13 protein-coding genes are annotated in these 12,020 nt (G+C 59.8%); 6 read left to right on the top strand and 7 right to left on the bottom strand.

The window, feature by feature from the left end; translation table 11 throughout:
* Positions 1-102: 102 nt before the first annotated feature.
* Both AGR2A_RS30050 and AGR2A_RS10245 read right to left on the bottom strand, forming a co-directional pair.
* Entirely contained in the window at positions 103-237 is a 135-nt protein-coding gene (locus AGR2A_RS30050; RefSeq protein ID WP_004442104.1) for a hypothetical protein, read from the bottom strand.
* Positions 238-275: 38 nt separating this feature from the next.
* Entirely contained in the window at positions 276-455 is a 180-nt protein-coding gene (locus tag AGR2A_RS10245; protein WP_004442101.1) for a hypothetical protein, read from the bottom strand.
* A 436-nt stretch (positions 456-891) separates the two neighbouring features.
* Here AGR2A_RS10245 and coaD point away from each other — a divergent pair, with 436 nt between their 5' ends.
* The 6 genes from coaD to AGR2A_RS10215 all read left to right on the top strand — a co-directional run bounded on the left by coaD (position 892) and on the right by AGR2A_RS10215 (position 6,289).
* On the top strand, positions 892-1,386 hold the full coding sequence (coaD, locus tag AGR2A_RS10240) for a pantetheine-phosphate adenylyltransferase (protein ID WP_006698870.1): 495 nt from the start codon (positions 892-894) through the stop codon (positions 1,384-1,386).
* A 28-nt stretch (positions 1,387-1,414) separates the two neighbouring features.
* Positions 1,415-1,984, top strand: a complete 570-nt coding sequence (locus AGR2A_RS10235; protein WP_004442095.1) for a peptidylprolyl isomerase — start codon at positions 1,415-1,417, stop codon at positions 1,982-1,984.
* 36 nt (positions 1,985-2,020) lie between these two features.
* Positions 2,021-2,530: a peptidylprolyl isomerase gene (locus AGR2A_RS10230; RefSeq protein WP_004442093.1), complete on the top strand. Its 510-nt coding sequence runs from the start codon at positions 2,021-2,023 to the stop codon at positions 2,528-2,530.
* A gap of 198 nt (positions 2,531-2,728) precedes the next feature.
* Positions 2,729-3,811 (top strand): tRNA preQ1(34) S-adenosylmethionine ribosyltransferase-isomerase QueA, encoded by a 1,083-nt coding sequence (queA, locus tag AGR2A_RS10225; RefSeq protein ID WP_072494428.1) that lies wholly within the window; start codon positions 2,729-2,731, stop codon positions 3,809-3,811.
* On the top strand, positions 3,811-4,941 hold the full coding sequence (tgt, locus tag AGR2A_RS10220) for a tRNA guanosine(34) transglycosylase Tgt (RefSeq protein ID WP_072494427.1): 1,131 nt from the start codon (positions 3,811-3,813) through the stop codon (positions 4,939-4,941). Before queA ends, tgt begins: the two co-directional genes overlap by 1 nt.
* 190 nt (positions 4,942-5,131) lie before the next feature.
* A complete protein-coding gene (locus AGR2A_RS10215) occupies positions 5,132-6,289 on the top strand; it encodes an aminodeoxychorismate synthase component I (RefSeq protein ID WP_072494928.1) in 1,158 nt (385 codons plus the stop codon).
* Here AGR2A_RS10215 and AGR2A_RS10210 read toward each other — a convergent pair whose 3' ends face one another.
* The 5 genes from AGR2A_RS10210 to AGR2A_RS10190 all read right to left on the bottom strand — a co-directional run bounded on the left by AGR2A_RS10210 (position 6,290) and on the right by AGR2A_RS10190 (position 11,607).
* Positions 6,290-7,567, bottom strand: a complete 1,278-nt coding sequence (locus tag AGR2A_RS10210; protein WP_072494426.1) for a type III PLP-dependent enzyme — start codon at positions 7,565-7,567, stop codon at positions 6,290-6,292. It abuts the gene before it with no gap.
* Complete coding sequence (locus AGR2A_RS10205; RefSeq protein ID WP_022556252.1) at positions 7,551-9,083, bottom strand: AMP-binding protein; 1,533 nt, start codon at positions 9,081-9,083, stop codon at positions 7,551-7,553. Before AGR2A_RS10205 ends, AGR2A_RS10210 begins: the two co-directional genes overlap by 17 nt.
* Positions 9,080-9,343 carry an acyl carrier protein gene (locus AGR2A_RS10200; protein WP_034499138.1) on the bottom strand — a complete coding sequence of 88 codons (264 nt, stop codon included), beginning with the start codon at positions 9,341-9,343 and terminating at the stop codon, positions 9,080-9,082. The genes AGR2A_RS10205 and AGR2A_RS10200 overlap by 4 nt, the downstream gene beginning before the upstream one ends.
* A gap of 108 nt (positions 9,344-9,451) precedes the next feature.
* Positions 9,452-10,342: a hypothetical protein gene (locus tag AGR2A_RS10195; RefSeq protein ID WP_080822808.1), complete on the bottom strand. Its 891-nt coding sequence runs from the start codon at positions 10,340-10,342 to the stop codon at positions 9,452-9,454.
* Positions 10,343-10,479: 137 nt separating this feature from the next.
* Complete coding sequence (locus AGR2A_RS10190; RefSeq protein WP_004442072.1) at positions 10,480-11,607, bottom strand: S-(hydroxymethyl)glutathione dehydrogenase/class III alcohol dehydrogenase; 1,128 nt, start codon at positions 11,605-11,607, stop codon at positions 10,480-10,482.
* Positions 11,608-12,020: the final 413 nt, after the last annotated feature.

Below are 12,020 nucleotides of genomic sequence, written 5' to 3'. Positions count from 1 at the left end.
CGAGGGCGGCCATCGCAGGCCTTTCAAAACAAAACCGCCCGGAGGGTCCAGGGCGGTTGAGAAAAATCATTCTTAAAGCGGATTTATGCCAGCCTGCCGCACTCAGAAAGCGCGGTCGCGCCGGATCATCGCCTTGAACTCCTCGTCCTCGCGTCGCATCTCAGCGACGACAGAGATCATTGACATCACGAACATTACGCTGATCAGGGCAAGAAGCATCGTCAGAAATGTGAACATGATGTCGTCTCCGGAGTTTCGAGAGTTTCTCCCCGTTATCAGTAATAATTCATATACTGGTAGCGGGCGGTCAGTTGCGGATAGTCAGGTCCAAGCTTTTCAGGCTTCTGTTCATAAAGGCTAAACGTCGTTGCTACCATTGCGATAACCAGAACTGTCCAGGCGGTGCTGATGACGCTGATTTTCGCCGAAGTAGACTGTTTTTCTCTTACAAACATTTGTCTGTTCCTTTGGTTTCTTGTTAACGCACCATGTCCGATCATGTTCCGCGTCAATCATAAAAATCGATTAGCATCGCCCCGGTGAAACTTCCTTGAATGGCTCGTTCATCTGGCGTTCAGGAAACTGGCTGAGGCCGTCATTCGAGGAAAAGATACTCGGCTGCGAATGACGAGATGACCGAAACGACGATCATGAAGGCCAGCATTTTCGATTCTCCGGTTGCTTAACGGGCGAAAGGCATTTCGGTTTCCCGATGCTGTGCATTTAAACAAAATGGCTCTGAAACCGCACTGAACGGCCCGTTCATCGGGGGTTCACGGCACGGCCGCGCTTGTGAGGGGTGGTTATAAAGTCTTGCGCCGCGTGCTTCTCCATGACAAAAGGCGGCACATATGCTGAAGCGTCGAGACGCGCCCACCATCTGAGAGCGATATGACGATTGCCTTTTATCCAGGATCCTTCGATCCGATGACCAACGGACATCTGGATGTGCTTCTCCAGGCGCTGAACGTGGCGTCAAAGGTCATTGTCGCGGTTGGCATTCATCCCGGAAAAGCGCCGATGTTCAGTTTCGAGGAACGGGCAGCGCTGATAAAGCAGGCGCTTGCGGAGCAGCTGCCGGGCGAAGCGGCGCGCATGGACGTCGTCTCCTTCGATAATCTGGTTGTCGATGCGGCCCGTCAGCATGGCGCGCGACTTCTGCTGCGCGGCCTGCGTGACGGCACCGATCTCGATTATGAAATGCAGATGGCGGGCATGAACCGCCAGATGGCGCCCGATATCCAGACCGTGTTCCTGCCCGCCGGCACCTCGTCGCGACCCATTACAGCCACATTGGTTCGGCAGATCGCCGCCATGGGCGGCAATGTCGAAGCCTTCGTGCCGAAAGCCGTGCTTGAAGCCCTTAACGCCAAGCTGAAGCGCTGACTTCAGCCTTACATTTGGAGCCAATCCGATGAAACTCGTTCGATTTGCCTTTGCCGGCGCCATGTTTGCGGGCGCGCTTGCCGCCAGCACCTTTGCGTCTGCCGCCGAACTTCTCACCGTCCAGCTGAAGGACGGCCCCGTTGTCATCGAGCTTATGCCCGACGTCGCGCCGAAGCACGTGGCGCAGATCGAGGCGCTGGCCAAGAAGGGCGCTTACGACAACGTCGCCTTCCACCGCGTCATCGACGGCTTCATGGCGCAGACCGGCGACGTGCAGTATGGCAACATGGAGAAGGGCTTCAGCGCCCAGCGCGCAGGTACTGGCGGCTCCGACCTGCCGGATATTCCGGCCGAATTCTCCAAGGTTCCGTTCACGCGCGGCGTGGTCGGCATGGCCCGTTCGCAGGATCCGAATTCCGCCAATTCGCAGTTCTTCATCATGTTTGCCGACGGTCCGTTCCTGAACGGCCAGTACACCGTGGTCGGCAAGGTCGTGTCCGGCATGGAAGCCGTGGACAAGATCAAGCGCGGGCAGGGCAGCAACGGCGAAGTTTCCAACCCCGACCGGATGATCAAGGTCACTGTCGGCAAGAAGTAAGACAGGGCAATAGAGCCCGAACAGAGGAGAATAATCATGGCCGAGATCAAGGATCCGGAAAACACCATCATCATGGAAACGACGACCGGCAAGGTCGTGATCCAGCTGCTTCCGGAAGTTGCTCCGGGCCACGTTGCCCGCATCAAGGAACTGGTATCGGAAGGTGCTTATGACGGCGTCGTTTTCCACCGCGTCATCGAAGACTTCATGGCCCAGACCGGCGACGTGAAATTCGGCAAGAAGGGTTCCGAAAGCTTCAACCCGGCCCGCGCCGGCATGGGCGGCTCCGAAAAGCCGGACCTGAAGGCAGAATTCTCCGCCATCCCGCATGTGCGCGGCACCTGCTCCATGGCCCGTTCGCAGAACCCGAACTCCGCCAACTCGCAGTTCTTCATCTGCTTCACGGATTCCCCGTGGCTCAACAAGCAGTACACCGTCTGGGGCCAGGTCATCGAGGGCATGGAAGCCATCGACAAGGTCAAGCGCGGCGAGCCGGTGAAGGACCCCGATTCGATCGTGTCCATGAAGCTCGCTTCGGCGGCTTGAAGGTAGCGTATAACGTGTTTACCCGCTCCGCAGGAAACTGCGGGGCGTTTCACATTGATGACAAGGGTGCCAACCTCTCAGCCGTCATCCTCGGTCCCCGGATCAAGCCCGAGGATGACGTCTCGTTAGACGAAGCCTTGTCACTCCCACCACCCGCCCCATTGAGGGCGGGTTTTGATATTTTCGAGAGCCCTTGCAATGCGTGTAGACCTGTTCGATTTCGACCTGCCCGAGGAGAATATCGCCCTACGCCCGGCGAACCCGCGCGACAGCGCGCGCCTGCTGGTGGTCGATCCGAATGAAAATCGCATGGAAGACCATCGCGTTTTCGACCTGCCGTCCTTCCTGCGGGCCGGCGATGCGCTTGTTTTCAACGACACCCGCGTCATTCCCGCCCAGCTTGAAGGTGTCAGGCTGCGCGAAGGCGCGCCGGAGACGGCCGTTTCGGCCACGCTGCACATGCGCGCCGATCAGTCCCGCTGGAAGGCTTTCGCGCGTCCCGGCAAGCGCATCAAGCAGGGCGACCGCATCCGTTTCGGTTATGAGCGCGACAATGCCTGCGGCCTTGCCCATCTGGAGGCCACCGTCGAGCAGAAGGGCGAGGAGGGCGAGATCACGCTGCTGTTCGACGTCTCCGGTCCCGTTCTGGACGAGGCCATTGCCTCCATCGGCCATATTCCCCTGCCGCCCTATATCGCGGCCAAACGGCCGGAAGATGCGCAGGACCAGACCGACTACCAGACCATCTACGCCCGCGAGAAGGGCGCCGTTGCCGCGCCTACCGCCGGGCTGCATTTCACGCCCGACCTGTTTGCCGCGCTCGACAAGGCCGGTATCGAGCGGCATTTCGTGACGCTTCACGTTGGGGCAGGCACCTTCCTGCCGGTCAAGGCCGATGATACCGACGATCACAAGATGCATTTCGAAATCGGCCACGTCTCGCAGGAAACAGCCGACAGGCTGAATGCGGTCAAGGCGCGGGGCGGGCGCATTGTCTGCGTGGGCACGACGTCGCTGCGTCTGATCGAAAGCGCGGCTGCGGAGGATGGCACCATTCACCCGTGGTCCGATGCGACCGGCATTTTCATCACGCCCGGTTATCGTTTCCGCGCGGTCGATATGCTGATGACCAATTTCCACCTGCCGAAATCGACGCTGTTCATGCTGGTTTCGGCTTTCTGCGGTCTCGAAACGATGCGTGACGCATATAAGCACGCCATCGAAACCGGATACCGTTTCTATTCCTATGGCGATTCCAGCCTGTTGTTCCGGAAAAACTGATGCACGACAAATTCACTTTCACCCTGAAAGCCACGAGCGGCGGCGCGCGCCTTGGCGAAGTCGCCATGCCGCGTGGCGTCATCCGCACGCCCGCCTTCATGCCCGTCGGCACTGTCGGCACCGTCAAGGCCATGTATCTTGATCAGGTGCGCGAGCTGGGGGCGGATATCATTCTCGGCAATACCTATCACCTGATGCTGCGGCCCGGCCCCGAGCGTGTCGCCCGCCTTGGCGGCCTGCATGAGCTGATCCGCTGGCCACACCCGATCCTCACCGATAGCGGCGGTTTTCAGGTGATGTCGCTTTCCGGTCTGCGCAAGCTGGATGAGAAGGGCGTGACCTTCAAGAGCCATGTGGACGGTTCGCTGCATCACATGTCACCGGAACGCTCGATCGAAATTCAGGGACTGCTCGATTCGGACATCCAGATGCAGCTCGATGAGTGCATCGCGCTGCCGGCCGAGCGCAAGGAAATCGAGCGCGCCATGGAAATGTCGCTGCGCTGGGCCGAGCGCTGCCGCGTCGCCTTTGGCGACCAGCCCGGCAAGGCCATGTTCGGCATCGTGCAGGGCGGCGACCAGCCGGACCTGCGCATTCGCTCCGCCGAAGGGCTGAAGCAGCTCGATCTCAAGGGTTATGCGGTCGGCGGCCTTGCCGTCGGTGAGCCGCAGGATGTGATGCTGGGCATGCTCGATATTACCCTGCCGGTGCTGCCCACTGAAAAGCCGCGTTACCTGATGGGCGTCGGCACGCCTGACGATATCCTGAAATCGGTGGCGCGCGGCATCGACATGTTCGACTGCGTGATGCCGACGCGTTCCGGCCGTCATGGTCTGGCCTTTACGCGCCGCGGCAAGGTCAATATCCGTAATGCCCGCCATGCCGAGGATATGCGCCCGCTCGACGAACAGTCCAACTGCCCGGCCTCGCGCGATTACTCCCGCGCCTATCTGCATCACCTCGTACGCGCCAACGAGGCGCTGGGCGGCATGCTCCTTTCCTGGCACAATCTTGCCTATTATCAGGAGCTGATGCAGGGTATCCGCAAGTCGATCGAGGAAGGCCGTTTCGCCGATTTTTATATGGAAACCATCGAAATGTGGGCGCGGGGCGATATAGACGCGGTTTAATGCCTCGTGACCTGTCTCCACACTCGACGTCATCCTCGGTCTCGTGCCGAGGATCTGCCGAGGTCGCTAATGTCAACGGGTGGTAGATCCTCGGACATCCTCGGACTTGATCCGGGAACCGGGGATGACGATGGAAAGGTATCTTTCCGACGCCCTGAAGTCTCCAGATTTACCTTCTACGGATTTTTCCTTGGCACATGCGCCTTACGTTCTTTTCCGGGATGACACGACCGGCACGGTGACAGCCTTCACCGAGCCGGAGGAAATCATCGTCGCGGATGAGCGAGAAGCGTTTTTTGCAGCGCTGAAGCGCATGGAAGAACTGCGCCGTGCCGGAAAGTATTTAGCTGGCTATATGTCTTATGAGGCCGGTTTCCTGTTCGAGCCGAAGCTTGCGCCTTTTGCGGAAGAACCGCGCAACGTGCCGTTCCTGAATTTTGGGGTCTTTTCCGGCCCGCAGCCGGATGACGGCCGCTTTGCGCGGCCTGACGAAGTTCCGGGCGCGGATGCGTTTCTTGCCGATACGGTCCCGGCATGGACACTTCCCGAGTATCGGCGGCGTTTCGAGCTGTTGCACGACCATATACGCCGGGGCGACTGTTATCAGGGCAATCTGACCATGCCCGTCCATGCCCGCTGGAGCGGCGATCCGCTGACGGCATTCTGGTCATTGATCGAGCGCCAGCCGGTGAAATATGGCGCGCTGGTCGATCTCGGCGGCCCCGTCATCCTGTCACGATCACCGGAACTGTTTTTCTCGGTTGACGGGCGGGGGTTCATCGAAACCCATCCCATGAAGGGAACGACGCCGCGCGGAGCGGATGCGGAGGAGGACAGGGCGATCATCGCGGCGATGCTTGCGGATGAAAAGACGCTCGCCGAAAACCGCATGATCGTTGATCTCTTGCGCAACGATATTTCCCGCATCACCGAGGTCGGCAGCCTCGATGTGCCACGGCTTTTCGATATCGAGACCTATCCGACCGTGCACCAGATGGTCAGCCATATCAGGGCGAAACTTTTGCCTGGCATGACGGTGGAAGACATTTTCGCCGCCTTGTTTCCCTGCGGCTCGGTTACCGGTGCGCCAAAAATGTGGGCGATGAAAATCCTGCGCGAACTGGAAGCGACGCCCCGCGACGCCTATTGCGGCGCCATCGGCCTCATGTCTCCTGCTGGTGAAATGCGCTTTTCGGTGGCGATCCGTACGATGACACTGTTCGATGACGGTCGCGCCGTCTTTAATGTCGGCGGCGGCATCGTCTTCGATTCCGTGGCTGAGGCGGAATATGACGAGTGCCTGCTGAAATCGAAATTCGCGGTGGGGGACAGGCTGCTGCGAAGGTGATTATTGCCCGATCATCTCAAACGCCCCATTTTCCACCAGCACTTCCTTCGCCACCGCGTGGCTTAGAAAACCCCCGGGGCTGGCGCTTGCGCCATAGGCGCCTGACTGAAGGATGGCGATGAGGTCACCGGCCTGGAGCCTCGGCAATGCCGCATTGCGAGCCAGCGTATCGAGTGGCGTGCAGAGCGGGCCGACGACAGTTGCAGTCTCCGCGTGGTCGGCCTGCATCATGGCGGGCGCAACGATGGGGTAGTTGCGCTTGACGATCTGACCGAGATTGCCCGAAGCGGCCAGATGGTGGTGCATGCCGCCATCCGTCACAACGAAGGTGGTTCCGCGCGAGGTCTTCACGGAATTGACTTCGGCCGTATAGATGCCGCCCGGACCGGCGAGGAAGCGGCCGGGCTCGACGATGACATGGGCGTCGGCGATCAGCGGCTGCGCTTTCAGCAGTGCCTTCAGATCGGGGACGGCGGCTTTTACCTTCGCGAGATCGAGCGGTGCTTCGCCGGCGAAGTAGGGGATGCCGAGGCCGCCGCCGAGGTCGATGGTTTCAAGCGGCTTGCCGAGCATTTCCGCCATGCGGGCGGCAATTGTGATGGCATGTCGCCATTGCGAGACAAGCATGTCCGCATCGAGGATCTGCGTGCCGCCATAGATATGGATGCCGACGAGATCGATAACGCCCGCATGCCGGAAAAGCGGCAGGATATTTTCCAGTTCTTCCTCATCGAAACCAAAAGCGGTGGCCTTGCCGCCCATGCGCATGGCGCCGGCTTGCGCATCCGGCACCGGATTGATGCGGACAGAGGCCTTGACGGGTTTGCCGATTGCCTCGATGCGGGCAATTTCCTCGGCGCTTTCCACGTGGATTTCGCCGATGCCGCCCGTGATCACTTCGTGCAATTCGGCTCTGCTTTTGCCCGGCCCGGCAAAGATGATGTTTTCGGGCGCGACACCGGCCTTTATAGCGGCGCGATATTCGCCAGCGGAAGCGATTTCCGCGCCGGCGCCTTCCTGCCGGAAGAGCGTGATGATGGCGGGCAGGGGATTGGCCTTCACCGAATAATAGATATCGGCAAAACCGGAGAGCGTCGCCTGGAGATCGCGGTAGGCGCGGCGCATCGCGCCAGCATCATAGAGAAAGCATGGGGTTCCGGTTTCGGCGACGATATCGCGCACGGCAAGCCCGCCGATCACAAGATCGTTTTCACTGATATCGAATGACGCGGCCGCAAGGGCGGGACCGTGGCTCTGGGGTTTATCCGTGGGCGCCATCGTCCGTCCGTTCGCGCACAAGCGCGCGGTAGTCCACCTTGCCATTGGCGGTGACCGGCAACCGGTCGACCAGCTCGATGGCGCGCGGGATCATGAAGGGGGCGAGCATTTCAGCGGCCTTCTTCAGTGCCGCGGAAACATCGATATTTTCATTGGCGGCAGTCGCCACGGCATGCACCTTTTCCCCCGCAAAGGGGTCCGGAAGGCCGATGACGGCGACCTGCTGGAACAAGCCTGTCGACATCAGGCTTTCTTCGACTTCGGTCGGGCTGATGCGATAACCCGAAGACTTGATCATCGCATCGTTACGGGCAACGAAGCTGAAGAACCCGTCTTCGTCTTCCACCGCCAGATCGCCGGAGTAACATACGGTTTCTCCGCCCAGCGCCGCCGGAATGAAGGGATGCGGGCGCAGGACTTTCGCCGTGTCTTCCGGCCGGTTCCAGTAGCCCAGCGAAACGGTCGGGCCTCGATGCACGAGAATGCCGGGTTCGCCGGGCTTTGCCCGCTGTCCCTCGGCGGTGACGATGAATATCTCACATTCGGGAATGGCTTTGCCGATCGAGGTCGGGCGGCGATCGATTTCATCCGGCGGCAGGAAGGTTGAGCGGAAGGCTTCGGTCAGGCCGTACATCAGGTAGATTTTCGTGTCCGGCAGCTTTTCGCGCAGCGCCTTCACAGTTTCCTGCGGCACGCGCCCGCCAGAATTGGTGATGTAACGCAGATGCGGAAGCGGCGTCCTGGCAAGCGACGGCGCCGCCCTCGTCAGGATCGCCCAGACTGTCGGCACCCCGGCAAGCCCGGTCACGGCATGGTCGCGCAGGTCGCGGACGATATCGTCACCGAGCCTAAAGGTGGAGATGATTGTTGTCGCGCCCTGTTCCACTGCCGTCAGCAGCTGGTTGAGGCCATAATCAAAGCTGAAGGGCAGGAGGGAAAGAATGCGATCCTTGCCGGTAATCTCCAGATAGGTACGCACGATGCGCGCGCCGGCCAGCAGATTGCGATGCGACAGCATCACGCCCTTGGGTGAGCCGGTAGAACCGGATGTATAGAGGATCGCCGCGAGGTCTTCGCCGATTGCCGCCGGGCTTTTGACCGACGTCTTGCTGCCTTCGGCGATATCGTTCGCCAGAAGCACGCGGACACCGGCCAGACCTTCCAGTGCCGCGCTCAGCTCGTCGCGCATGGTCGCATTGCTGATGACAAGTTCTGCGCCGCAATCCACGATGATATGGCGTATCTGCTGCGCCTTCAGCAGCGCATTGACCGGCACGAAGACGCATCCGGCCATGCTGACGCCGAAGATCGCCCAGCATTCTTCCGTGCCTCGCGGCAGAAAAATGACGACCCGGTCGCCGCGTTGCGCCCCGGCCTGCTGCAAGGCAGCCGCGCATCGTTCCGCCGCTTCGGCAAATTGCCGGTAGCTCAGGGATGTGTCTTTATAAACGATCGCCTGCCCGTCGCTTGCCGCGCGCGCGCCCAGCAGGTGGTGCAGCAGGTAAGGAGGTGTCATCTCCTCCGTTCCCTGAGGACGAAGGCGACGAGATCGGCGGGCGTGCCAAGGTTGTCGGGGGTGAAATGTTCGTCGTCGAGAATGATGCCGAAGCCTTCACCAAGAAAGATCATCAGCTCCAGAAAGCCGAGCGAATCGATGACGCCTCCCTCGAGAAGCGGCGTGTCGGCCGAAAAAGGTGCATAGGCAGGGAAACGGTCCGAAAGATAGGAGTGAATGGTATCAGCAATCTCTATTTCGCTCGTTTTTGCTGCAAGCATGTTCATTCCCCGATCTCCCCGTATATTTTCCATGGCTGCCGCCCCGGAACCCTGTTTATCTGTAAAGGCCAGGTTTCGGTCAGGACAACCCTAGCACCACTAAAATACCTAGGGTGGCAATAACACCAACTCTGAGTATGTTTCGTTAATAAATTGTGGGTTCCATGCGCCTTTTACTTGTATCGGCGCAGATTTATGTGCAGCGAAGCCGCCCGCGTTTCGTTCACCCTCGAGTGCAGCCATCGTCATGGCAAATCTGCCGTGGCGAAGGAGATGGCGGGCGATCGCGGAAATGTGTCTTTGTACGACTGCGCGGTCCTCGCAATAGATGAGGCGCGCGGAGGGTGCCCTTTTGGTCGCCGTTTTCAGAAAGACCAGCGGGTAATGACGGCCATCCACCTGCATGATGGCGACGATGCAGCCGAGGCGCGCGTGATCTTCAAGCATCTCACGCGTCTCGCTGGTCAGCGTACCGGGTTGAGCGGAGGCAAGCGTTATGAGGCGGGCGCTCGAGGGGCGCAACGCCTTCAACGGCAGGGGATAAAAAAGCGTGCAATCCGTCACCGTGTGAAAGCCCAGCCTCTCATTCAGCCTGCAGGCTTCGGCCGAGGGGGTGAGGTCGGTGAAGACCTCATCCTCTGAAGACGACGCCATTTGCAGCATGCGCGGCGCGAACCATCTGCAAGCCGGCTCGACATACCAGCTGGACAGATTGACGACGACGGTGCCGGTATCCGGCAGGCGGCTTTTGATTGTCAGCAATACACCGGCGGCGGCGTCACCTTTCATCAGCAATTGCCCGACCGGACCGAGTTGCCGGCGTTCGTGATGTTCGGCGATCAGCGCAAGCCCGCGGGACCAGAAGGCCTCGCTCTTTTCAGGGAAACCTTTCGTCAGAAGACTGATGGCGGCGGCGCGGTTTCCGTTATCGATCGATACGATTTTCAGGGGCGCTCTCCGCTGTCTGGCGTCACTCGGCCTGAGGAAGAGATTTTTCAACCCCACCGCGCGTTATGGGATTACAACGATAGATTTACCGTCCCGTTAATCGCGCTGGCTGCAAGGCCGAAGGAGCGATCACATTTGCATGAATGGGCAGGCGCGCCTGCTGCGCGCCTGCTGACGTTGCCGGCCGATCAGTACACGACGACGCCGCGGATGCTTTCGCCCCTGTGCATCAGGTCGAAGCCCTTGTTGATGTCTTCGAGCGGCATGGTGTGGGTGATCATCGGGTCGATCTGGATCTTGCCTTCCATGTACCAGTCGACGATCTTCGGCACATCCGTGCGGCCGCGCGCGCCGCCGAATGCGGTGCCCATCCAGTTGCGGCCCGTGACGAGCTGGAACGGACGCGTGGAGATTTCCTGGCCAGCACCCGCAACGCCAATGATGACCGACTTGCCCCAGCCGCGATGGGAGGCTTCCAGCGCCTGGCGCATGACCCTGGTATTGCCGGTGCAGTCGAAGGTGTAATCCGCGCCGCCGATCAGGTCGCCGTTGCGCTTCGTCATGTTGACGAGATAGGGCACGATATCGTCGCCGACTTCCTTCGGGTTGACGAAGTGGGTCATGCCGAATTTTTCGCCCCAGGCCTTGCGGTCCGGGTTGATGTCGACACCGATGATCATGTCTGCGCCGGCAAGACGCAGGCCCTGCAGCACGTTGAGGCCGATGCCGCCGAGGCCGAAGACGATGGCCGTGGAGCCGATTTCGACCTTGGCGGTGTTGATGACAGCGCCAATGCCTGTCGTCACGCCGCAGCCGATGTAGCAGACCTTGTCGAAGGGCGCGTCCGGGTTGATCTTGGCGAGCGCGATTTCCGGCAGAACCGTGTAGTTCGAGAAGGTCGAGCAGCCCATGTAGTGATGGATCTTGTCCTTGCCGATCGAGAATCGCGAGGTGCCGTCCGGCATCACGCCCTGGCCCTGCGTGGCGCGGATGGAGGTGCAGAGATTGGTCTTGCGCGAGGTGCACGAATAGCACTCGCGGCATTCCGGCGTGTAGAGCGGAATGACATGATCGCCCTTCTTGACCGAGGTAACGCCCGGTCCGACATCCACGACGATGCCGGCGCCTTCATGGCCGAGAATGGCCGGAAACAGGCCTTCCGGATCGGCGCCGGAAAGGGTGAAGTCATCGGTGTGGCAGATGCCGGTCGCCTTGACCTCGATCAGCACTTCGCCGGCCCGGGGACCTTCGAGCTGAACGGTCATGACCTCGAGCGGTTTTCCTGCCTGAATGGCAACGGCGGCGCGGACGTCCATATCTTATCTCCTGGCATTGTCTTGTGATTGGATGGGGCTGTTTTGCCCGAGCTTGGCTGGAGGGACAAGGGGCAAGCCCAAGTTTGTGTTTACGCATGTCACCGTGGATGCAAATCCTGTACCGGCGTCATACGCTCATACGCTTCTATCGAAGATAGCTAATTTATTAATAAATAAACTAAGCATATGAATTTGCGTCATATTTTTCAGTTCCGATTGAGCTTTGATTTACGGTTTACGTGTTAATTGACCCCTGTATTTTCAGTGGTCAGGCGACGTTGCCCGAAAAGCAGCGCCGCAGGCGGCCAAAGAGCAATTTTCGATCGACCGGCGTTAGCCGGACATATTTAGCGTCGCAGAATGCCAGGCCAGTCGCTTTTCACAGCGCGCCTTTCCCATGGTGATCAGCGACA

It is taken from the genome of Agrobacterium genomosp. 2 str. CFBP 5494 (assembly GCF_900013495.1).
Taxonomy (GTDB): domain Bacteria; phylum Pseudomonadota; class Alphaproteobacteria; order Rhizobiales; family Rhizobiaceae; genus Agrobacterium; species Agrobacterium pusense.
This window is presented reverse-complemented; position numbering and strand designations above follow the sequence as displayed.

What these genes read in the sequence shown, in the direction of transcription:
- AGR2A_RS30050 (WP_004442104.1), bottom strand. Translation starts at nt 237, where the DNA reads ATGTTCACATTTCTGACGATGCTTCTTGCCCTGATCAGCGTAATGTTC.
- AGR2A_RS10245 (WP_004442101.1), bottom strand. Translation starts at nt 455, where the DNA reads ATGTTTGTAAGAGAAAAACAGTCTACTTCGGCGAAAATCAGCGTCATC.
- coaD (WP_006698870.1), top strand. Translation starts at nt 892, where the DNA reads ATGACGATTGCCTTTTATCCAGGATCCTTCGATCCGATGACCAACGGA.
- AGR2A_RS10235 (WP_004442095.1), top strand. Translation starts at nt 1,415, where the DNA reads ATGAAACTCGTTCGATTTGCCTTTGCCGGCGCCATGTTTGCGGGCGCG.
- AGR2A_RS10230 (WP_004442093.1), top strand. Translation starts at nt 2,021, where the DNA reads ATGGCCGAGATCAAGGATCCGGAAAACACCATCATCATGGAAACGACG.
- queA (WP_072494428.1), top strand. Translation starts at nt 2,729, where the DNA reads ATGCGTGTAGACCTGTTCGATTTCGACCTGCCCGAGGAGAATATCGCC.
- tgt (WP_072494427.1), top strand. Translation starts at nt 3,811, where the DNA reads ATGCACGACAAATTCACTTTCACCCTGAAAGCCACGAGCGGCGGCGCG.
- AGR2A_RS10210 (WP_072494426.1), bottom strand. Translation starts at nt 7,567, where the DNA reads ATGGCGCCCACGGATAAACCCCAGAGCCACGGTCCCGCCCTTGCGGCC.
- AGR2A_RS10205 (WP_022556252.1), bottom strand. Translation starts at nt 9,083, where the DNA reads ATGACACCTCCTTACCTGCTGCACCACCTGCTGGGCGCGCGCGCGGCA.
- AGR2A_RS10200 (WP_034499138.1), bottom strand. Translation starts at nt 9,343, where the DNA reads ATGCTTGCAGCAAAAACGAGCGAAATAGAGATTGCTGATACCATTCAC.
- AGR2A_RS10190 (WP_004442072.1), bottom strand. Translation starts at nt 11,607, where the DNA reads ATGGACGTCCGCGCCGCCGTTGCCATTCAGGCAGGAAAACCGCTCGAG.